Annotated in this window: 23 protein-coding genes; 15 read left to right on the top strand and 8 right to left on the bottom strand. The window is 64.1% G+C overall.

All coding sequences use genetic code 11. From position 1 onward, the window contains the following. Positions 1 to 34: 34 nt before the first annotated feature. A complete protein-coding gene (locus tag ACLI1C_RS12180; RefSeq protein WP_411397164.1) occupies positions 35 to 358 on the bottom strand; it encodes a DUF1476 domain-containing protein in 324 nt (107 codons plus the stop codon). 223 nt (positions 359 to 581) lie between these two features. Between ACLI1C_RS12180 and purC the strand changes: the two genes are divergently transcribed. From purC to ACLI1C_RS12245, 13 genes are all read left to right on the top strand, one after another. Continuing rightward, on the top strand, positions 582 to 1,346 hold the full coding sequence (gene purC / locus ACLI1C_RS12185; protein ID WP_332687566.1) for a phosphoribosylaminoimidazolesuccinocarboxamide synthase: 765 nt from the start codon (positions 582 to 584) through the stop codon (positions 1,344 to 1,346). Positions 1,347 to 1,365: 19 nt separating this feature from the next. Next, the gene (gene purS, locus ACLI1C_RS12190; protein WP_411397167.1) at positions 1,366 to 1,608 is read left to right on the top strand and encodes a phosphoribosylformylglycinamidine synthase subunit PurS; all 243 of its coding nucleotides are present in this window, start codon (positions 1,366 to 1,368) and stop codon (positions 1,606 to 1,608) included. A 331-nt stretch (positions 1,609 to 1,939) separates the two neighbouring features. Continuing rightward, complete coding sequence (locus ACLI1C_RS12195) at positions 1,940 to 3,022, top strand: acyltransferase family protein (protein ID WP_411397168.1); 1,083 nt, start codon at positions 1,940 to 1,942, stop codon at positions 3,020 to 3,022. A gap of 100 nt (positions 3,023 to 3,122) precedes the next feature. Continuing rightward, complete coding sequence (gene purQ / locus ACLI1C_RS12200) at positions 3,123 to 3,791, top strand: phosphoribosylformylglycinamidine synthase subunit PurQ (protein WP_411397170.1); 669 nt, start codon at positions 3,123 to 3,125, stop codon at positions 3,789 to 3,791. 46 nt (positions 3,792 to 3,837) lie between these two features. Continuing rightward, a complete protein-coding gene (purL, locus tag ACLI1C_RS12205) occupies positions 3,838 to 6,072 on the top strand; it encodes a phosphoribosylformylglycinamidine synthase subunit PurL (protein ID WP_411397171.1) in 2,235 nt (744 codons plus the stop codon). Between the two features lie 78 nt (positions 6,073 to 6,150). After that, complete coding sequence (locus ACLI1C_RS12210) at positions 6,151 to 6,717, top strand: hypothetical protein (RefSeq protein ID WP_411397173.1); 567 nt, start codon at positions 6,151 to 6,153, stop codon at positions 6,715 to 6,717. Positions 6,718 to 6,802: 85 nt separating this feature from the next. Further along, complete coding sequence (locus ACLI1C_RS12215) at positions 6,803 to 7,036, top strand: BolA family protein (RefSeq protein WP_411397175.1); 234 nt, start codon at positions 6,803 to 6,805, stop codon at positions 7,034 to 7,036. 7 nt (positions 7,037 to 7,043) lie between these two features. After that, on the top strand, positions 7,044 to 7,364 hold the full coding sequence (locus ACLI1C_RS12220; protein WP_411397176.1) for a DUF6665 family protein: 321 nt from the start codon (positions 7,044 to 7,046) through the stop codon (positions 7,362 to 7,364). Then, positions 7,361 to 7,756, top strand: coding sequence for an HIT family protein (locus ACLI1C_RS12225; protein WP_411397178.1), 396 nt, complete (start codon positions 7,361 to 7,363; stop codon positions 7,754 to 7,756). Before ACLI1C_RS12220 ends, ACLI1C_RS12225 begins: the two co-directional genes overlap by 4 nt. Continuing rightward, complete coding sequence (locus ACLI1C_RS12230) at positions 7,753 to 8,379, top strand: HAD family hydrolase (RefSeq protein ID WP_411397180.1); 627 nt, start codon at positions 7,753 to 7,755, stop codon at positions 8,377 to 8,379. Before ACLI1C_RS12225 ends, ACLI1C_RS12230 begins: the two co-directional genes overlap by 4 nt. Positions 8,380 to 8,478: 99 nt before the next feature. Beyond that, complete coding sequence (gene grxD, locus ACLI1C_RS12235; protein ID WP_332688104.1) at positions 8,479 to 8,814, top strand: Grx4 family monothiol glutaredoxin; 336 nt, start codon at positions 8,479 to 8,481, stop codon at positions 8,812 to 8,814. 149 nt (positions 8,815 to 8,963) lie between these two features. After that, positions 8,964 to 10,181: an MFS transporter gene (locus ACLI1C_RS12240; protein ID WP_411397182.1), complete on the top strand. Its 1,218-nt coding sequence runs from the start codon at positions 8,964 to 8,966 to the stop codon at positions 10,179 to 10,181. A gap of 124 nt (positions 10,182 to 10,305) precedes the next feature. Continuing rightward, positions 10,306 to 11,565 carry a multidrug effflux MFS transporter gene (locus ACLI1C_RS12245; protein WP_411397184.1) on the top strand — a complete coding sequence of 420 codons (1,260 nt, stop codon included), beginning with the start codon at positions 10,306 to 10,308 and terminating at the stop codon, positions 11,563 to 11,565. A gap of 1 nt (position 11,566) precedes the next feature. On the opposite strand, the gene ACLI1C_RS12250 is transcribed toward ACLI1C_RS12245, so the two are convergent. Genes ACLI1C_RS12250 through ACLI1C_RS12260 form a run of 3 tightly spaced genes read right to left on the bottom strand, consistent with a single transcriptional unit; the run spans position 11,567 to position 12,879 of the window. Beyond that, positions 11,567 to 12,190, bottom strand: a complete 624-nt coding sequence (locus ACLI1C_RS12250; RefSeq protein ID WP_411397186.1) for an ATP-dependent Clp protease proteolytic subunit — start codon at positions 12,188 to 12,190, stop codon at positions 11,567 to 11,569. Positions 12,191 to 12,226: 36 nt separating this feature from the next. Next, positions 12,227 to 12,568, bottom strand: a complete 342-nt coding sequence (locus ACLI1C_RS12255) for an SRPBCC family protein (RefSeq protein ID WP_411397188.1) — start codon at positions 12,566 to 12,568, stop codon at positions 12,227 to 12,229. Beyond that, on the bottom strand, positions 12,565 to 12,879 hold the full coding sequence (locus tag ACLI1C_RS12260) for an ArsR/SmtB family transcription factor (RefSeq protein WP_411397189.1): 315 nt from the start codon (positions 12,877 to 12,879) through the stop codon (positions 12,565 to 12,567). The genes ACLI1C_RS12255 and ACLI1C_RS12260 overlap by 4 nt, the downstream gene beginning before the upstream one ends. 373 nt (positions 12,880 to 13,252) lie before the next feature. Between ACLI1C_RS12260 and ACLI1C_RS12265 the strand changes: the two genes are divergently transcribed. Then, positions 13,253 to 14,455 (top strand): pyridoxal-phosphate-dependent aminotransferase family protein, encoded by a 1,203-nt coding sequence (locus ACLI1C_RS12265; RefSeq protein ID WP_411397191.1) that lies wholly within the window; start codon positions 13,253 to 13,255, stop codon positions 14,453 to 14,455. A gap of 175 nt (positions 14,456 to 14,630) precedes the next feature. On the opposite strand, the gene ACLI1C_RS12270 is transcribed toward ACLI1C_RS12265, so the two are convergent. After that, positions 14,631 to 15,434 (bottom strand): inositol monophosphatase family protein, encoded by an 804-nt coding sequence (locus ACLI1C_RS12270; protein ID WP_411398318.1) that lies wholly within the window; start codon positions 15,432 to 15,434, stop codon positions 14,631 to 14,633. A gap of 11 nt (positions 15,435 to 15,445) precedes the next feature. Further along, positions 15,446 to 16,315: a tRNA 2-thiocytidine(32) synthetase TtcA gene (ttcA, locus tag ACLI1C_RS12275; RefSeq protein ID WP_411397193.1), complete on the bottom strand. Its 870-nt coding sequence runs from the start codon at positions 16,313 to 16,315 to the stop codon at positions 15,446 to 15,448. 166 nt (positions 16,316 to 16,481) lie between these two features. On the opposite strand from ttcA, the gene ACLI1C_RS12280 reads away from it, so the two are divergent. Beyond that, complete coding sequence (locus ACLI1C_RS12280) at positions 16,482 to 17,879, top strand: SbmA/BacA-like family transporter (protein WP_411397194.1); 1,398 nt, start codon at positions 16,482 to 16,484, stop codon at positions 17,877 to 17,879. 195 nt (positions 17,880 to 18,074) lie between these two features. Here ACLI1C_RS12280 and ACLI1C_RS12285 read toward each other — a convergent pair whose 3' ends face one another. Both ACLI1C_RS12285 and rpsD read right to left on the bottom strand, forming a co-directional pair. Further along, a complete protein-coding gene (locus tag ACLI1C_RS12285; protein ID WP_411397195.1) occupies positions 18,075 to 18,497 on the bottom strand; it encodes a VOC family protein in 423 nt (140 codons plus the stop codon). Between the two features lie 223 nt (positions 18,498 to 18,720). Continuing rightward, positions 18,721 to 19,338, bottom strand: coding sequence for a 30S ribosomal protein S4 (gene rpsD / locus ACLI1C_RS12290; protein WP_411397196.1), 618 nt, complete (start codon positions 19,336 to 19,338; stop codon positions 18,721 to 18,723). Positions 19,339 to 19,539: the final 201 nt, after the last annotated feature.

A 19,539-nucleotide genomic window follows, 5' to 3' on the forward strand; every position in this document is an offset into this window, starting at 1 on the left:
CAGCTCCTTTGCAACTGTCGAAATGGGAGAGCGATCAGCCCTCGGCGGCGATCTGCTCGTTGGCGACCAGCACGAGTTGGTCCATCTTCTGGCGAATCACGTCGTCGCCGATGTTGAGACCCTTGGCCTTGAGATCGGCCGAAACCTTGCGGAACACGTCCGCATCGCCGGCTTCCTCGAAATCGGCGGCGACCACTTCGGCGGCGTAGGCCTTGGCTTCGTCGCCGGTCAGGCTCATCAGCTCAGCGGCCCAGATACCGACCAGCTTGTTACGGCGCGCTTCCGCCTTGAACTTCTTTTCGGCGTCGAAGGCATACTTGGCCTCCTGGCCCTTCTGCCGATCCTCGAACTGGCTCATGCAAATCTCCCGCTTGGCGTTGTGTCCTGCCGCCTCTCCGGCGCTTGCCAATCGACATAGGCGGTTCGGCAATTCAAATCAACGGCTGGCGCCGTGATGCGACCTTATGCACGGCCCGGCAGCCCGCCATCTGGCACCGCGCTGCGAAAGAGCTTGCATTTTTGCAGGATTCTAGCGCATGAAGCGGCCAAATTCTCCCTCCTTCCAACGGTCCGGATTCCCCATGAACCGCCGACGCAAAATCTACGAGGGCAAGGCCAAGATCCTGTTTGAGGGTCCTGAGCCGGGCACTCTGGTTCAGTATTTCAAGGATGACACCACCGCCGGTGACGGCGCGCGCCACGAGATCATCGATGGCAAGGGTGTGCTGAACAACCGGATCTCGGAATTCGTCTTCACCAAGCTGAACGGCCTGGGCATTCCGACTCACTTCATCAAGCGGCTCAACATGCGCGAGCAGTTGATCAAGGAAGTCGAGATCATCCCGCTCGAAATCATCGTGCGCAACTATGCCGCCGGTTCGCTGGTCAAGCGCCTGGGCCTCGAGCCGGGCACCCAGCTGCCCCGCTCGATCATCGAATTCTGCTACAAGGACGATGCTTTGCATGACCCCATGGTCAGCGAAGAGCACATCACCGCCTTCGGCTGGGCCACCCCTGCCGAACTCGACGACATCATGAGCCTGGCCATCCGCGTCAACGACTTCCTGACCGGCCTGTTCATGGGTGTCGGCATCCAGCTGGTGGACTTCAAGATCGAATGCGGGCGCCTCTATGAGGGCGACCTCATGCGCATCGTGCTGGCCGACGAGATCAGCCCCGACAGCTGCCGCCTGTGGGACATCAAGACCCGCAACAAGATGGACAAGGACCGCTTCCGCGAGAACCTTGGCGGCCTGATCGAGAACTATCGCGAAGTCGCCCAGCGCCTGGGCATCCTGGTTGAAACCGACAATGCGCTGACCACCGGTCCGCGCCTCGTCCAGTAAGTCGTCGTAGGGTATTGCCATGAAAGCGCGCGTCACCGTCACCCTCAAGGCCGGCGTCCTCGACCCCCAGGGTCAGGCGATCGAAGGCTCGCTCAAGAGCCTGGGCTTTGGTGGTGTTGCATCTGTGCGACAGGGGAAGGTCTTTGACCTGGTCCTGGACGGAACCGACGAGGCAAGCGCGCGTTCCGAACTCAACAGCATGTGTGAAAAGCTGCTGGCCAATACCGTGATCGAAAACTACTCGGTCGAAATCACAAATTAACGCCTTCGGGCGATAACACCAGTCGCGCCGTCTTGTGGCGCAGGACCATACTGCCATGCTCAAAACCATCTCGCTTTCGGTCATGTTCGTTGCCACCATGGGCCTGCTGTTTGCGGCCTATGCGTCCGTTCCGGTCTAGGCAGCCCTTACGGGCGTCTACGGCGCTGCCCGCTCCGCGGGTGCTACAGCGCGGCCCCCGGCCGCAACTGTGCATGGCGCCTTAGGCAAATGCTTACCAATCCTCCATTTTCTCCGGCACCTTCACGCAGGCGTTAGCCGCGCGATGAGGGCCCGGCTGTAGATTGGCTCCCAGTTTCTGGGAGCGTTTCACATGTCAGCCAATGCCGGGCGTCTCGACTGGGTGGACATGGCCAAGGGCCTGTCCATCTTTCTCGTCGTGATGATGTATGCCGCCTCGAGCGTCGGGGAGGATACCGGCGGGGTGGGCGCCCTGCACTGGGCCATCGCCTTTGCCACCCCATTCCGCATGCCCGAATTCTTCCTGATTTCGGGCCTGTTCCTGTCGCAGGTGATCGACCGGCCCTGGCGTGCCTATGCCGATCGCCGGGTGGTGCATTACCTCTACTTCTACGCGCTCTGGGCGCTGATCCACATCATCTTCAAGGTCGGCCTGCTGGCCACAAACCCGGTGGGCGCACTGGAGCAGATCGCCTGGGCCGTGGTGCAGCCCTATGGCGTGCTGTGGTTCATCTACCTCCTGGCCGCAGTCAGCGCCGCCACCAAGCTGCTGCATGACCTGCGCGTTCCCGCCTGGGCCATTTTCGGCGTCGCCGCCATCCTGCAGATGGCGCCCATCCATACCGGCAGCTACCTGGTCGACCAGTTCGCCGAGTATTTCGTGTTCTTCTATGCCGGCTATGTGCTGGCGCCGCAGCTGTTCCGCCTGGCCTACTGGGCTGCCGAGCACGCCGCTATTGCCCTGCTCGGCCTGGCCATCTGGGCCGTGGTCAATGGCGCCCTGGTCTTCTCGCCCGGCTTTGCCATGCACCCGATCCACCCGGTGATGGGCTATGCGGGCCTGCCCGGCCTGCATCTGGCGCTGGCCCTGGCCGGTTCGGCGGCGCTCTGCGTGTCGGCGGCCCTGCTGACCCGCCTGCCCTGGATGAACTGGCTGCGCTGGATGGGCTCGAAGTCGCTTATCATCTATGTCGCCTTCGTGCTGCCCATGGGCATTGCCCGCACGGTGTTGATCGCGCTCGGCCTCGACGAGCCGACCCTGCTGAGCCTGCTCACCATGGCCGTCGCCATCGTCTCGCCGCTGGTACTCTACTGGATTGTCCAGCACATCGGCTTCGGCAAGTTCCTGTTCGAGCGTCCCGCCTGGGCCCACCTGCCGGGCACGCGAGGCTCGCGCCCCAACCCCGATGCGACTGCGGCAAGCCCCGCTGAGTAGCCATTCGACCAGGCAGGCCGGGATATGCATTCCCGGCCCTTGCCTTTTCCCGCAAGACTCATCACAAGGGCCTCGCACCCCCCATAGCGAGGACCAGCCGATGAAATCCGCAGTCATCGTCTTCCCCGGTCTCAATCGCGACCGCGACATGATCGCGGCGCTGACCAAGGTTTCCGGCACCGCCCCGGCCATCGTCTGGCACCAGGATGCCGACGTGCCCGATGTCGACCTGATCGTCATTCCCGGCGGCTTCTCCTATGGCGACTATCTGCGCTGCGGCGCCATCGCCGCGCGCTCCCCCATCATGGACAAGGTGCGCGAGAGGGCTGCCAGAGGCGTCAAGGTTCTGGGCGTCTGCAACGGCTTCCAGATCCTGATCGAAGCGGGCCTGCTGCCCGGCGCGCTGATGCGCAACAAGAGCCTCAAATTCGTCTGCCGCGAGGTCAAGCTCGAGGTGGTCAATGCCAATACCGACTTCACCCGCGGCTATACCAAGGGCGAGGTCTTCCGCTGCCCGGTGGCCCATCACGATGGCAACTACTTTGCCGACAGCGCCACGCTGGAGCGCCTCGAAGGCGATGGCCGCGTGGCCTTCCGCTATGCCGAAGGCACCAATCCCAACGGCTCCCTGCACGACATCGCCGGCATCTTCAACGAGCAGAAGAACGTGCTGGGCCTGATGCCCCACCCGGAAAACCTGATCGAAGCGGCCCATGGCGGCGACGACGGGCGCGCGCTGTTCACCGGCCTGCTGGGCCAGGCCGCCTGATGGTCATGCAATATCTGCCTGAGCCTCCCTACGGAAACGCTGCCTGATGACCATCCCCAACGACATCCGCATCACCCCCGAACTGGTTGCCGACCATGGCCTCAAGCCGGACGAATACCAGAAGATCCTCGACCTGATCGGGCGTGAGCCGACCTATACCGAGCTCGGTATCTTCTCGGCGATGTGGAACGAGCATTGCTCGTACAAGTCGTCCAAGAAGTGGCTCAAGACGCTGCCGACCAAGGGTCCGCGCGTTATCCAGGGGCCGGGCGAGAATGCCGGCGTGGTCGATATCGGCGACGGCCAGGCGATCGTCTTCAAGATGGAATCGCACAACCATCCGAGCTTCATCGAGCCCTATCAGGGTGCCGGCACCGGCATGGGCGGCATATTGCGCGACGTCTTCACCATGGGTGCCCGCCCGGTCGCCGCGATGAATGCGCTGCGCTTCGGCGCACCCGATCACGAAAAGACCCGCCACCTGGTCTCCGGCGTCGTGGCCGGCATTGGTGGCTATGGCAATGCCTTCGGCGTGCCGACTGTCGGTGGCGAAGTCGAATTCGACGAGCGCTATAACGGCAATATCCTGGTCAATGCCTTCGCCGCGGGCCTGGCCGATACCGACAAGATCTTCTATTCCAAGGCCGAAGGCGTCGGGCTTCCGGTGGTTTACCTGGGAGCCAAGACCGGCCGCGACGGCGTCGGCGGCGCCACCATGGCCTCGGCCGAATTCGGCGACGACATCGAGGAAAAGCGCCCGACCGTCCAGGTCGGCGACCCCTTCACCGAAAAGCGGCTTCTCGAAGCCTGCCTCGAACTGATGGCCACCGGTGCCGTCATCGCCATCCAGGACATGGGCGCCGCAGGCCTGACCTGTTCGGCCGTCGAAATGGGCGCCAAGGGCGACCTGGGCATCGAGCTCGACCTCGACAAGGTGCCGGTGCGCGAAGAGCAGATGACGCCCTATGAGATGATGCTGAGCGAGAGCCAGGAGCGCATGCTCATGGTGCTGCATCCCGAAAAGGAAGCCGAGGCCCGCGCCGTCTTCGAGAAGTGGGAACTGGACTTCGCCACGGTCGGCGTGACCACCGACGACCTGCGCTTCCGCGTGAAGTGGCAAGGCGATGAGGTGGCCAACCTGCCGATCAAGGAATTGGGCGACGAAGCCCCCGAATATGATCGCCCCTGGACCGCGCCGAAGGTCCCCGCGCCGCTGGCCGCCGGCGACGTGCCGCAGATGGACATTGCCGACGCCCTCCTCGCCCTGATGGGCGGACACCAGACGGCGTCGCGGCGCTGGGTATATGAGCAATACGACACGCTGATCCAGGGCAATTCCCTGCAGCGCCCCGGCGGCGATGCCGGCGTGATCCGCGTCGAGGGCCACGCCACCAAGGGCCTCGCCTTCTCCTCTGACGTGACGCCGCGCTATTGCGAGGCCGACCCCTATGAGGGCGGCAAGCAGGCCGTGGCTGAGTGCTGGCGCAACCTGACGGCGACCGGCGCTGAACCGCTGGCGGCAACCGACAATCTCAACTTCGGCAACCCCGAACGCCCCGAAATCATGGGTCAGCTGGTCCATGCCATCAAGGGCATCGGCGAAGCCTGCCTGGCGCTGGAATTCCCGATCGTTTCGGGCAATGTGTCGCTCTACAACGAGACCAATGGCCAAGGCATCCTGCCCACCCCCACCATCGGTGGCGTGGGGCTGCTGCCCGACTGGAACCAGATGGCGCGCATCGGCTTTGCCGCCGCCAACGAGGTGATCCTGCTCATCGGTGCCCCGCCCAGCCGGGGCACACATCTCGGCCAGTCGATCTATCTGCGCGACCTGTTCGGCCGCAAGGACGGCCCGGCACCGCATGTGGACCTCGCCCATGAAAAGCGCACCGGCGATTTCGTGCGCAAGCTGATCCGCTCCGGCGTCGCCACGGCGTGCCACGACCTCAGCGATGGTGGCCTGGCCGTGGGCCTCGCGGAAATGGCCGTAGCCTCGGGTATCGGCGCCACGGTGACCGATCTCACCGACCAGGATCCGGTCCTGCAATATTTCGGCGAGGACCAGGGTCGCTACCTGATGACCGTCAATCTCGATCCGCAGGGCGACGCCCTGGCTGCGCTCTGGCGCGAGGCCGAGGCCCTGGGCATTTTTGCGCCCTGGATCGGCACGACCGGCGGCACCGATCTGGTGCTCGGAGCCGCGCGCCCGCTGCCGGTGGCCGAACTCAAGGCCGCCCATGAGGGCTGGTTCCCCAACTACATGGCTGACGAAGCCGCCTAATCATCGACGTTGCCTTATGATCGCCGCTCTTTGGAGTGCTTTGACACCCAGGGGCGGCGTCATTTTCTGGAGACTAAGATGCATTTTCGACCACTGCTTGGCTGCCTGATGGCCCTCTCTCTCAGCCTCGCGCCAGTGGCCGCCTTCGCCCAGAACGTGACCATGACCGGCTCCCCCCTGCCCGATCAGCCCTATACGCTGATCCACCCGGAGGCCATGTCGGTGAGCGGCGAAGTCGGCGGCCCCGTAACCATCAATCACCCGGACGCGCCGCTGCAATGCGTGCTGACCGTGGTGGCCGTCGAGGACACCGCCTGGACGGCGGACGGCGCGCTTGCCGCCCTCGACGATGCGGCCGTCAGCCAGGGCTGGGCCGAGACCTTCCCGGGCTTTGCGCTGACCAACAAGACGACGACCGCCTACCAGAGCAGCACAGCCCTGCTGTATGAAGGCAACAGCACTGACTCGCCCCAGGGCGTGCCCCTTACCGTGGTGCATACCGAGACGGTGGATGCCGGCAACGGCTACTCGCTGGATTGTTTCTACGCCACCGAGATGGCCGAAACCGTCCGGCCGCTGGTCGATTTCATCATCGCCAATTTCTCGACCCGCCAGGACGCGCAGCCGCTAACGACGCTGCAATAGCCGGCTCGTATTGAAGGCACGGCACCCCCATGCCATATCATGGGAGTCGCCGGCCACTTGCCGGCCTGTTAGCAGGAGCAAAGCCATGGCCATGGATGCCAGCGAAATCGAACGCCGGATCAAGGCTGCTCTGCCCGATGCCCAGATTGAAATCCGCGACCTTGCCGGCGACGGCGATCACTACGCCGCCACGGTGATTTCCGAGCAGTTCCGCGGCAAGTCACGCGTGCAGCAGCACCAGCTCGTCTATGCGGCACTGCAGGGCGACATGGGCGGCGCGCTGCATGCCCTGGCGCTGCAGACCAACGTGCCGGATTAATCCGCTCATGTCCCTGCGCGACTCGCTCGAGCTGATCCGCATGGTGCGGCCCGAGGCCGGCACCGCAGCACTCGAACATGAAATCCTCGCCGAACGGGCCTCGTCCCTCGGCGCCGCCGAGCGCAAGGTGGTCAATGCCATCGCGGCCCTGGCAGACCCTGCACCGGGCCGTGACGAGCGCCTGGCAACGGCCCGCCAGGTGGTCTGGGAATATTTCGTGCAGCGCGAACTGGTCGGCTTTCGCCGGCACAATGACGTGATTCAGGAACTGAGCATTCCCCCCGAAGTGCTTGTCGGGCTTGGCGCAATGGCCAAGCCAAGGCCATGAGCGACGCTGAGCATGGCTGCCGGTTCTGTCTCGAGAACAACCTGCTGGTGGACACGCCGCTCTTTGACAATGCACACTTCTATGCGCTTGGCAGTATCGATCCGATGGTCCCCATCGCCGGCATGATCATCCCGCGCCGCCATAGCGAAACGCCCTTCGAAATGCTGCCGGAGGAATGGCTGGCCTTCGGCGATATCCTGGCCCAGGCCAAGCAGCATTTCGCCGAACTGCTGCCCGATGGCTTCACGCTGGGCTGGAATGTCGGCGCTGTGGCCGGCCAGCATGTCTTTCACACCCATCTGCATATCATCCCGCGCTTCAAGGACGCGCCCAATGCAGGCGTGGGTATCCGGCGGATCATGCGCACGCCCGACTGGGACCGCGACGCATGACGCGCGCCGTCTTCTTCGATGTCGATGGCGTGCTGGTGCATGGCTACCACGCCAATCCGCAGCGCGTGCGGGCCTGGGATGCTACCATGCTCGCCGATACCGGTATCGACCCCGAACGGTTCCGCAGCGAGTTCATCTTCGACATCTTCATGAAGAAGGTGATCGTTGGACAGATGGCCCTGATCGATGCGCTGGAGCGCCGCCTGCCCGCCTTTGGCTATCGCGGCTCGCCAATGGCCTTTGCCCATTACTGGCTGCAGCAGGACAGTGTTCTCAACCAGCCTCTGCTCGACGTGGTCCGGCGCCTCAAGCAGTCCGGCGCGGCGCGGCTCTACGTGGCGACCAACCAGGAACACCTGCGGGCCAACTGGCTTTGGGGACATCTCGGCCTGTCCGAGCTGTTCGAGGACATCTTCTATTCCGCCCGCGTCGGGCTGCAGAAACCGGACCCCCGCTATTTCAACTTCATCGAGCAGCGCATCGGGCCGCAAGCCGAGCCGCCCCTCTTCTTCGACGACTCGCCCAAGGTTATCGACGGCGCCCTCAAGCATGGCTGGGAGGCGGTGCTCTTCGAAACGGTGGACGACTGCACCAACCATCCATGGATTGCAGCGCGGCTCTAGCATTCGTGCAGACCTGACACCTCGACAGCGCCCATGTCCTGTCCTATTTAGAGGCAACAGCAACCGGATCTTGACCCCGGCCATCGAGAGGTTTCACCCATGACCGATATCAACGCCTTCATCGACGACAAGGTGAAGAATAACGACGTCTTCCTGTTCATGAAGGGCTCGCCGGACTTTCCGCAATGCGGCTTTTCCGGCCAGGTCGTACAGATTCTGAGCTATCTCGGCGTTGAATATGGCAGCGCCAATGTGCTCGAAAGCGCCGAGCTGCGCGACGGCATCAAGGCCTATACCAACTGGCCGACCATTCCCCAGCTCTATGTGAAGGGAGAATTTGTCGGCGGCGCCGATATCGTCCGCGAGATGTTCCAGGCCGGCGAGTTGCAGACGCACCTGCAGAATGCCGGCATCGCGGTCAAGCAGACCGCCTGATTACCCGCCGCAAATGCCTGCAGGAGCCCGGTCGATCGGCCGGGCTTTTTGCTGTCTCATCACACGGATTGATGCCGCCTATTCCGTATTGTCACTAGGCGTGATGCCAGCCCGGGCGTAGATAGAACGTCCACATCTGGATGCAACCCATGACTTCATCCGCCCTTCGCCCCGCGGTTCCCCTGCTCGTGCTGATCATTGCCGGCTGCATCATCGCAGCCATCGGCAATGGCGTGCGCACCAGCTTCGGCCTGTTCACCCTTCCGATGACCGGCGACCTGGGGCTGACGCGCGAAGGCTGGGGCATGGCCATGGCCATCCAGAACCTGGCCTGGGGCATTGCACAGCCCTTCGCCGGCGCCTTTGCCGACCGCGTGGGCACCGGTCGGACCATCGCGGCAGGCGCCGCCATCTATGCGCTCGGCGTCTTCGGCATGGCCTTTTCGCCCGATACCGGCCTCCTGACGATCACCGCCGGCATCATCACCGGCGTCGGCATCGCGATCTGCTCCTTCTCGGTGGTCATGGCCGCCTTTGGCCGCTCCGTGCCGGCCGAGAAGCGTTCGCTGATCTTTGGTGTCGCCACCGCCGCCTCGTCCTTTGGCCAGTTCGCTTTCGCGCCAATCAGCCAGGGCTTCATCAATGCCTTCGGCTGGCAGTCAGCCCTGCTCTATCTGGGCATGGCCCTGCTGCTGATCATCCCGCTCAGCTACGCCCTGCGCGGCCGTACCGAGAACACGACCGGCCATGCCGACCTGCCCTTCATGGAGGCGCTGGCCAAGGCCTGGGGCCATGGATCCTATCGCCTGCTGGTCATCGGCTTTTTCGTCTGCGGCTTCCACCTGGCCTTCATCAACGTCCACATGCCCGCTTATCTGGTGCAGTGCGGCCTGTCGCCGGAAGTCGGCAGCTGGACCATCGCGGTGATCGGCCTGTTCAACATTGTCGGTTCTTTGCTGGCCGGCTATCTCGGCGGGCGCCTGCCCAAGCAGATGCTGCTGGCGACCATCTACTTCCTGCGCGCCATCTCCATCGGCCTGTTCCTGCTTATCCCGGTCAGCGAGATCACCGCCTATGCCTTCGCCGCCTCGATGGGGCTGCTGTGGCTGTCCACCGTGCCGCTGACCGCCGGCCTTGTCAGCCTGTTCTTCGGCGCGCGCTATATGGGCATGCTCTATGGCGTCGCCTTTCTCAGCCACCAGATCGGCTCCTTTGTCGGCGTCTGGCTGGGCGGCTATGTCTACGATCAGACCGGATCCTATAGCCTGGTCTGGTATCTGGGCATCCTGCTGGGCCTGGGCTCGGCCGCCATTCACCTGCCCATCAACGAGCGCAGCGCCCCCAGTTTCGCGCTCAAACCGGCCTGAATCGATCGGCGGGAACCATCGTTTTTTGCCGATAAAGCCTTGCAAATGACGCCATGCGGGTTCATGGTCGGGGCCATATTTCGGCGCCCATGACTTCGCGGCGGCCCAATTCCAGGTCCTTTTGATGTCCGATCATTTCACGCGGGTGCTTTCGCGCCCTGAATTCATTGCCCTCATGGCGGCGCTCATGGCGCTCAACGCCCTGGCCATCGATGTCATGCTCCCGGCTCTGCCCTATATGGGCGAGGCGCTTGGCGTGACCAGCGAGAATGAGCGCCAGTTCGTCATTTCCAGCTACATGATCGGCATGGGCGTGGCCCAGCTGGTCTTCGGCCCGCTGACCGACCGGTTCGGCCGGCGCGCGCCGCTGCTGGCTGGCATGGGCCTTTACGTCATCGCCGCCTTTGTCGCGATCTTCGCGCCGAGCTTCACCATGCTGCTGGTGCTGCGCTTCGTGCAGGGCATGGGCGCTGCCAGCGTGCGCGTCATCGCCACCTCGGCCGTCCGCGACCGCTATTCGGGCCGCGAAATGGCCGAGGTCATGTCGCTCACCTTCATGGTCTTCATGGCCATTCCGATCATTGCGCCCGGCATCGGCCAGGTCCTGCTGCTGACCGGCCCGTGGCAGATGATCTTCCTGTTCATGGCCCTGCTGGCCTCGGCTTTCTGGCTGTGGACCTTCTTCCGCCTGCCCGAGAGCCTGCCGCTCGACAAGCGTCGCCCGCTGACCTTCAGCGGCGTCTTCGAGGGCTTCCGCATCGTCTGCACCAATCGGGTGGCCTTTTCCTACGGCCTGGCCGGCACGTTCCTGTTCGGCGCGCTGTTCGGCTTCATCAGCTCATCACAGCAGATCTACGTCGATATCTATGGGCTTGGCGTCTACTTCCCCGTCGCCTTCGCGGCCATGGCCGGGCTGATGGCCGTGTCGTCCTTCACCAATTCGGTGATCGTCCGCCGCTTCGGCATGCGCCGGCTGTCGCATGGCGCCATGGTGTCCTTCACCGTGGTGAGCGGCATCTGGCTGGCTTTTGCCCTCAGCGGTTTCCTGCCACTCTGGCTGTTCTTCTCCCTGCTCGCCATCATCATGTTCAGCTTCGGCTGGGCCGCCTCGAACATGAATTCGCTCTCCATGGAGCCGTTGGGGGCGGTGGCGGGGACGGCTTCGGCGGTGTTTGGGTTTATCCAGACCGTGGGCGGGGCGCTGATCGGGGGCTATATCGGACAGTTATTCGACGGCACGACCATCCCGACGGCCGTGGGATATTTCAGCATGGGCATCCTGTCGCTCGTGTTCATCCTCATCGCCGAGAATGGCAAGCTGTTCGGCGTCGGCGAGCAATATGCCCATGGCGACGCCGAAGCCGTGCCCAGCGCGGCGCACTAGCTCACGCGGTCGCAGCCGGCCCCAGCAACTGGCTGCGATCGCTATAGACATGATCGACCAGGCCCCAGTCGCGGGCCTGGTCGGGCGTCATGAAATTGTCCCGCTCCAGCGCCTTTTCGACCTCTTCATAGGTCCGGCCGCAATGCCTGGCATAGAGATTGTGCATGCGCCGCTTGAGGCGCTGACTCTCCTCGGCATGCAGCATGATGTCGGTGACCTTGCCCTGGAAGCCGCCGCTGGGCTGGTGCAGCATGATCGAGGCATTGGGCAGGCAGATGCGGCTGCCCGGCGCGCCGGCCATCAGCAGGAATGAACCAGCCGACATGGCCATGCCCATGCAGAGCGTCCCCACCGGCGCCTGGATGAACTGCATCGTGTCATACATGGCCATGGCCGAGGTCACGACGCCCCCCGGCGAATTGATGTAGAGATAGATCTCCTTCTTGGGATTCTCCGCCTCGAGGAACAGCAATTGCGCCGTCACCAGCGAGGCCATAGTGTCTTCGATCTCGCCGTTGACGAAGATGATCCGCTCGCGCAGCAGGCGGGAATAGATATCAAAACTTCGCTCGCCGCGGCTCGACTGTTCGACGACCATAGGGACGAGTTGCATCATGTCGCGCATGGGCGAACCTCCGTTCAGCATTGAAATGATTCAGGTTTAGGCTGCGAGGGCCATGGTCTGGCGCGGCCCGTTGCTATTGGCCGCGGCCGGCACGGCCAAGGGCGCATGGGTCAGCTTGAACCAGGTGCCGCCATCACCGGTGGGGGTGAGCTCGAAGGTGACGAGGCTGTCTTCCATGCCGACAATGGCGCCCTGCCCGGCCTCGCGCCAGCGATAGGTGAGGCTGCGGTTTTCCTCCGCCGTCACCACCGCCATGTCGACCGTCGCGGCGGGCTTGAGCCAGCGCTCGAGATATTCGGGAATGGTCAGCGCCCGCCAGACCTTTTCGGGCGGCGCATCAAGCGCGCATTCGAACACCAGTGCGTCCCTGTCGGTCATTGGTCCATCTCCTTGAGCAGGTCCTTGAGATTGTCGATGCGGCCGGGCCAGAAGGCGCGATGGCGGGCCAGCCAGTCATGCAGCGGCGCCATGCCCTGCGGCTCCACGCGGTAGTGGGCATAGCGCCCGGCCCGCCGCTCGCTGATCAGCCCCGCGCCGCGCAACACCGCCAGATGCTGGCTCATGGCCGGCTGGGAAATGGCAAAGCCCTCGCGCAATTCGGTCGCCGTCATCTCGGCCGTCGCCAGCCGCTCCAGCATGGCGCGGCGGGTCGGATCGGCCAGCACTTTGAAGATATCGACATCACTCATGCCATCACATAAGCACAGACTTATGAGTCGTGACAAGGGGGATAAGTTTTCGGGGCGGCTGGGGCTGGGGACTTATCCCCGTTTCGGACGTCGACGCGGCGGGGCGGTCGGGGGATGGCTGTCGCCACAATCCGGTCACCTGTTTGAACGGTGAATGAATGACCGGAATGGCTCTGGGACGAACCCCCACCCAGCCTCCCCCTGGGAGGGGGAGGAGCCGATCCAGTCTGTGGTCTGATCCCGCCAGAACCAACAGCCAGTTTCCTCCCCCTGCGAGGGGGAGGTTAGGTGGGGGTGGCTTGATCCGCTGCGCCGAGTCATGACTGATAGGCTGGCGGCCCCTCCCCGCCGTACCAACCTATCGGAACATGTCATGCCCCTCGCCACGGGCCGCTCCTACCTTGCCATTCCCGGCCCCTCGGTCTCGCCCGAACGCGTGCTCAATGCCATGCACCGCACGGCGCCCAATATCTATGAGGGCGAGCTCGTCGACATGACGCGGGCGCTCATTCCCGATCTCAAGCGGGTCGCCCAGACCGACCAGCATGTGGCGATCTATATCGCCAATGGGCATGGCGCCTGGGAGGCAGCCAATGCCAACATGTTCTCGCGCGGTGACCGGGCGCTGCTCGCCGCCACCGGGCGCTTCGGGCATGGCTGGGCCGAGGGCCTCACGCGCATGGGCGTGACGGTCGACATCATCGATTTCGGCAAGGCCGCACCGGCCGACCCCGAGCGCATTGCCGATGCGCTGCGGGCCGACACGGACCACGCCATCCGCGCCGTGCTGGTGACCCATGTGGACACCGCCTCCAGCGCCCGCAACGACATTCCCGCCATCCGCGCCGCCATCGACAGCACCGGCCACCCGGCCCTGCTGGCGGTCGACGCCATCGCCTCGCTGGGCTGCGACGAGCTGCGCATGGACGATTGGGGCGTCGACGTCATTGTCGGCGCCAGCCAGAAGGGGCTGATGCTGCCCCCGGGCCTGGGCTTCATCTGGTTTTCCGACAAGGCGCTGGAAGCGTCACAGGCCACCGACCTCGTGACACCCTATTGGGACTGGAAGCCCCGCGGCACCGGCACCGAGTTCTGGCAATATTTCGGCGGCACCGCGCCGACGCACCACCTCTATGGCCTGCGCGAGGCACTGACCATGATCCTCGACGAGGAGGGGCTGGAGCAGGTCTGGGCACGTCACCGGCAACTGGCCCGGACGGTCTGGGCGGCCTTCGACGCCTGGAGTGGCAAGGACAGCGGCATCGCGCTCAACATGGCCGACCCGGCCGCGCGCGGCTGGTCGGTGACTGCGGCGCGGATCCCCAATGGCGGCGCCGGCGCGCTGCGGCGCTGGCTTGAGACCGAGGCCGGCGTCACGCTGGGCATTGGCCTCGGCATGGCGCTGCCGAGCGAGCCGGCCTATCAGGACTTCCTGCGCGTCGGCCATATGGGTCATGTGAATGCCCATATGACGCTGGGCGTGCTGGCGACGATGGAGGCGGGCATGCAGGCGCTGGGGATTGCGCATGGGCCAGGGGCGCTGGATGCGGCGGCCGGGGCGCTGGTGGGGGATTGAGATCCACCCGCACCATTCCCCCCACCCAAAGCGTCACCCTCGGGCTTGACCCGAGGGGTCTGTACTTTGGAGCGCGAGCGCGTGCGGTGACATCGTCAAGTACAGAGCCCTCGGGTCGAGCCCGAGGGTGACGATCGGAGTTGGGGACAGGTCGTGGCTCGCTGGCCCGGCGAACTCAGAACGTAAAGACTTCCCGGCGCAGCTCGTCCCAGTTGGACTTGTCCACCGCGACCAGCAGGCCGCCATCGACGTGGCGGGGCAGATAGGGGCTGCCGTCGAGCCGGGCGGCGAAGGCGCCGGCTTCCTGGCTGATCAGCACGCCGGCCAGATGATCCCAGGGCATCAGCTTGTTGTAGCAGACGAACTGGCCGTGGCCGGAGGCGAAGGTGCGATATTCGTGGCCGGCGCAGCGGAAGTTGGAGAGCAGGCGCAGCTTGTCGGTATTCTGCAGCACCTGGGGACGCTTGTCGGCCGGCATATAGGCGACCGAGGCCATGCCCACCATCTGCGGCAGGGGCAGCGGCGCGGCCACCTTGAGCCGCACGGCTTCTCCGCTCGGCCGGCGCAGCCAGGCGCCGCCCCCCTTTTCGGCCATGACCCAGTCATCGCCCATCGGATCATAGATGATGCCGGCAATGGTCTCGCCCCTGGAGACCACGGCCGCCATGGTGGCAAAAAGCGGCAGGCCGGCGGCGTAATTGGCCGTGCCATCGATGGGGTCGACCACTACGGCCAGATCCGCATCGGCCAGGCGCAGCAGCAAAGCCGGATCGGCGGCCACCGATTCCTCGCCGACGAACAGGGCATCGGGCATCGCCGTGGCGAGGCGCGCCTTGATGGCTTCCTCGGTCGCCACATCGGCCTCGGTCACGAGGTCGATGGCCTCGGTCTTGACCTGCACCATGGAGGCATCGAGCCGGCGAAAGCGCGGCAGGGCTTCGGCCTGCGCCGCATCGCGCAGGATCGTGGCCAGGGCCATCACGTCAAAATTCAAGATTGCGTCCTCTTGTCGAACAGACCGGCGAAGTCGAACAGCCTGGTATCCAGCATATGGCTGGCATTGATATTACCCAGGGCGCGGATCATCACATCCTTGCGGCCGGGCATGCGCTTTTCGATGTCGCTCAGCATGGCCTTCATCGCATTGCGCTCCAGCCCATCCTGGCTGCCGCAGAGATCGCAGGGGATGATGGGAAAGGCCATGGCGTCGGAAAAGCGCTGCAGGTCATCCTCGCCGCAATAGATCAGCGGCCGCAGCACCTCGATATCGCCCTCGTCATTGAGCAGGCGCGGCGGCATGGCCGCGAGCTTGCCGCCATGGAAGAGGTTCATGAAGAAGGTTTCGAGGCTGTCGTCGCGATGGTGACCCAGCACCAGGGCGGTGCAGCCCTCCTCCCGCGCGATGCGGTAGAGATTGCCCCGGCGCAGCCGCGAACACAGCGAGCAATAGGTCGCCCCGGCCGGCAGCTTCTCGGTGACGATGGAATAGGTGTCGCGATATTCGATGCGATGGGGGATGCCCAGGCCTGCCAGGAACTCGGGCAGGATATGCTTGGGGAAATTGGGCTGGCCCTGGTCGAGATTGCAGACCAGCAGCTCCACCGGCAGCAGGCCCCGCCATTTGAGATCGAGCAGCAGGGCCAGCATGGAATAGCTGTCCTTGCCGCCGGAAAGAGCCACCAGCCATTTTTCGCCTGGCCGCACCATCTCGAACTTGTCGAGCGCCTCGCGCGTATTGCGGATCAGCCGCTTGCGCAGCTTGTTGAACTCGCCGCTGCGCGGGGCATGGGCATAGATCGGATGCCCGCCGCTCTCGGGCTCGTCGGCCGCGCCGGGCGCCGCCTCCATGACCTCACTCATGCCGAAACTCTCTTTCTGTCCGTGCCGTAGCTGATAGCGTCCCCGGCCGCAGAGGGGAAGGAAAACCGGACGGTGCAAACCTTACCAATGGTTAACTTCCCTTTCTTGCTTTAGTCCGATTGCAACCGTTAGATGACGCCATTCCCCGGCACCCAGGAGTCTCGCGGTGTTTCGTTCCTTTTTCCCCGTCCCCAAGATCTTCTTCGGCTCAGCAATCCTCTGGATGCTGCTGACGACGCTCATCTACCAGCTTGCCGGCGACCCGGTGCGCTCGGTGATCAGCATCGACAGGTTCCTGACGCCGGCCATCTGCTCGCCCGCCGATATCCCGCCCGGCGAGACGCCGGTGGCGCCGGAGGCAGACGCCCTGCCCGTGCCGGAGGGCGGACCGCAGCTGACCGACCCCAATGCGCCCGCCGCAGCAACGACCGAGGCAACGCCCGCCGTCGCGCAGGCGGCCAACTGCGTGGCCGAGGACCCCAATTTCCTCAATGGCGGCCGTGTCTGGGAATACTGGTACATCTTCCTCTGCACCTTTGCCTTTTGCGCCTTCTGGTACGTCTACAAGCGCAACCAGTGGTATTGGTGGAGCGTGGTCGGCAGCGCCATCCTGTTCCTGGCCACCTATAGCCAGGTGCAGCTCAGCGCCTTCCTCAACGACTGGCAGGGCAAGTTCTTCAATATCCTGCAGCAGGCGCTGAGCGAGCCCGGCTCGGTGAGCCCGGACGACTACTGGCCCTATGTGTTCACCCTGTTCCTGGTGCTGCTGCCCAACATCATCTTCCTGGTGCTGCTGGCCTTCTACAATTCGCACTACGTGTTCCGCTGGCGCAAGGCGATGACGTCCTACTACATGCAGTACTGGCCTTCGCTGCGCAGCACGGAAGGCGCCTCCCAGCGCGTCCAGGAAGACACCCAGCGCTTCGCCTCCATCGTCGAGGACCTTGGCACCAGCTTCCTCAGCTCGCTGCTGACGCTGGTGGTGTTCCTGCCCATCCTGTGGACGCTGTCGCAGAGCGTGACAGAGGTGCCGGTCTTCGGCGCCGTTCCGGGGAGCCTGGTCTGGATCGCCCTGATCATCTCGGCCTTCGGCACGGCGCTGCTGTGGATCGTCGGCATCCGCCTGCCGGGGCTGAACTTCGAAAACCAGAAGGTGGAAGCCGCCCTGCGCAAGGAACTGGTCTATGGCGAGGACGATCCGACCCGCGCCGACCCGCCCAGCTTCCGCGAGCTGTTCGCCAATGTGCAGAGGAACTACTACCGGCTGTATTTCCACTACACCTACTTCAACCTGGCGCGGTACGCCTACCTGCAGGTGGCCGGCTATGTGCCGCTGCTGACCCTGTCGCCATCGATCCTGGCCGGCACGCTGACCCTGGGCATCTACCAGCAGGTGCAGAATGCCTTCGGCGAGGTCGCGAGCTCGTTCCAGTTCTTCGCCCGCGCCTGGACCACCATCGTCGAATTGCAGTCGATCTACATGCGTCTCCAGCGCTTCGAGAGCTTCATCCCGCGCGACCAGGAGCCGATCAAGGAACAGCTCGGCCACGAGGCGACGATCTAGGCGCGAACGCGGACGCAGCATTCTCGACTCCCCCCCCACCCGGCCTCCCCCTCAAGGGGGAGGAGAGGTGCGGTGGCTTTGCGGGAATTGTGCCACCTCCCGGATTTGCCCTCCCCCTTCCAGGGGGAGGTTGGGTGGGGGTTGCAGCACAAAACAAAAGGGCCGCTCCGAAGAGCGGCCCTTTCTCATGCCATCCTATATGCCGAAGCTGACATGGCCCGCTTCATCGATCGGCCAGTGCGGGTTCCAGGCGATTTCCCAGGCATGGCCATCGGGATCGGCGATATAGCCTCGAAAACCGCCATGCGGCGGCGCATCCGCGGCCCGCAGCAATGTTCCGCCCGCCGCGAGCAATTGGGCCATGGCCGGCGCGACGCCGTCCCTCTGAGCCACATTATGCGCCAGCGAATAGGTGCCCGGAGCGCTCGAGCCCGTTCGGTTCATATCTTCGTCCAGCGCTTCCTTGCGAAACGTGCCGAGGACAAAACCATTCATCTGGAAGAAGACGATATCCGCGTTCTCGAAGACTGGCGCCCAGCCGAATCCCTCGGCGTAGAATCGTTTCGAGCGGGCCAAGTCGGCGACGCCGAGCGTGATGACGGAGACTGATTGCTTCATGGTCCAAGACCTTTCATTCGCCCCGCAGGCTGCGTGGCGTTCAAGGCCATGGGACTCATCGCTCGCGAAGGCCAGGACCACCGAAGCAACCGCCCGGCGGGGTCGGGCTAACCGCACCGACCTCTCCTTTTCTGACTGGCCGGTTATAGCGGACGCTAAGCCGACCGCAAAGAAAAAGGGCCGCTCCGAAGAACGGCCCTTCCAATTCTGCAATTCGTTTCGCTTAGCGCGAGTAGAATTCGACGACCAGGTTCGGTTCCATCTGGACCGGATAGGGCACGTCCGACAGCGAGGGAACGCGGGCGAAGGTGGCAACCATCTTGTTGTGGTCGACTTCGACATAATCGGGAACGTCGCGCTCGGCCAGCTGGGTGGCTTCGATCAGCACGGTGAGCTGCTTGGAGCGCTCGCGCACTTCGATCTTGTCGCCGACCTTGACCTGGTAGGACGGGATGTTGACGCGCTTGCCGTTAACCAGGATGTGGCCGTGGCTCACGAACTGGCGGGCGGCAAAGACGGTGGCAACGAACTTGGCGCGGTAGATCACGGCGTCCAGGCGGCTCTCGAGCAGGCCGATCAGGTTCTCGCCGGTGTCACCCTTGACGCGGGCGGCTTCGGTATAGAGGCGCTTGAACGCCTTTTCGGTGACCGAGCCGTAATAGCCCTTGAGCTTCTGCTTGGCGCGCAGCTGCAGACCGTAGTCCGACAGCTTGCCCTTGCGGCGCTGGCCATGCTGGCCGGGGCCATAGGCGCGGGCGTTGAGCGGGGACTTGGGACGGCCCCAGATATTTTCGCCGAGACGGCGATCGATCTTGTACTTGGCTGAATGACGCTTCGACATCGCGTATCCTTCTGTAGCTTGGCCCCAAAGGTTGCAGACCTTTGGAAAAGGCCATGCGTCCAAGGGACCGGTTGAATGGATCGCGCCCTCCTCTGCTTTCCTCGCGGAAAGCCGACAGACCCCAAATATTCAGGAGATCCCGGGTGCGCCTACGGGCCCGAAGGCCCCGATAGGTGGCCGCGTCTTAGGCAATTGCGACGC

It is taken from the genome of Devosia sp. XGJD_8 (assembly GCF_046614475.1).
Classification (GTDB): domain Bacteria; phylum Pseudomonadota; class Alphaproteobacteria; order Rhizobiales; family Devosiaceae; genus Devosia.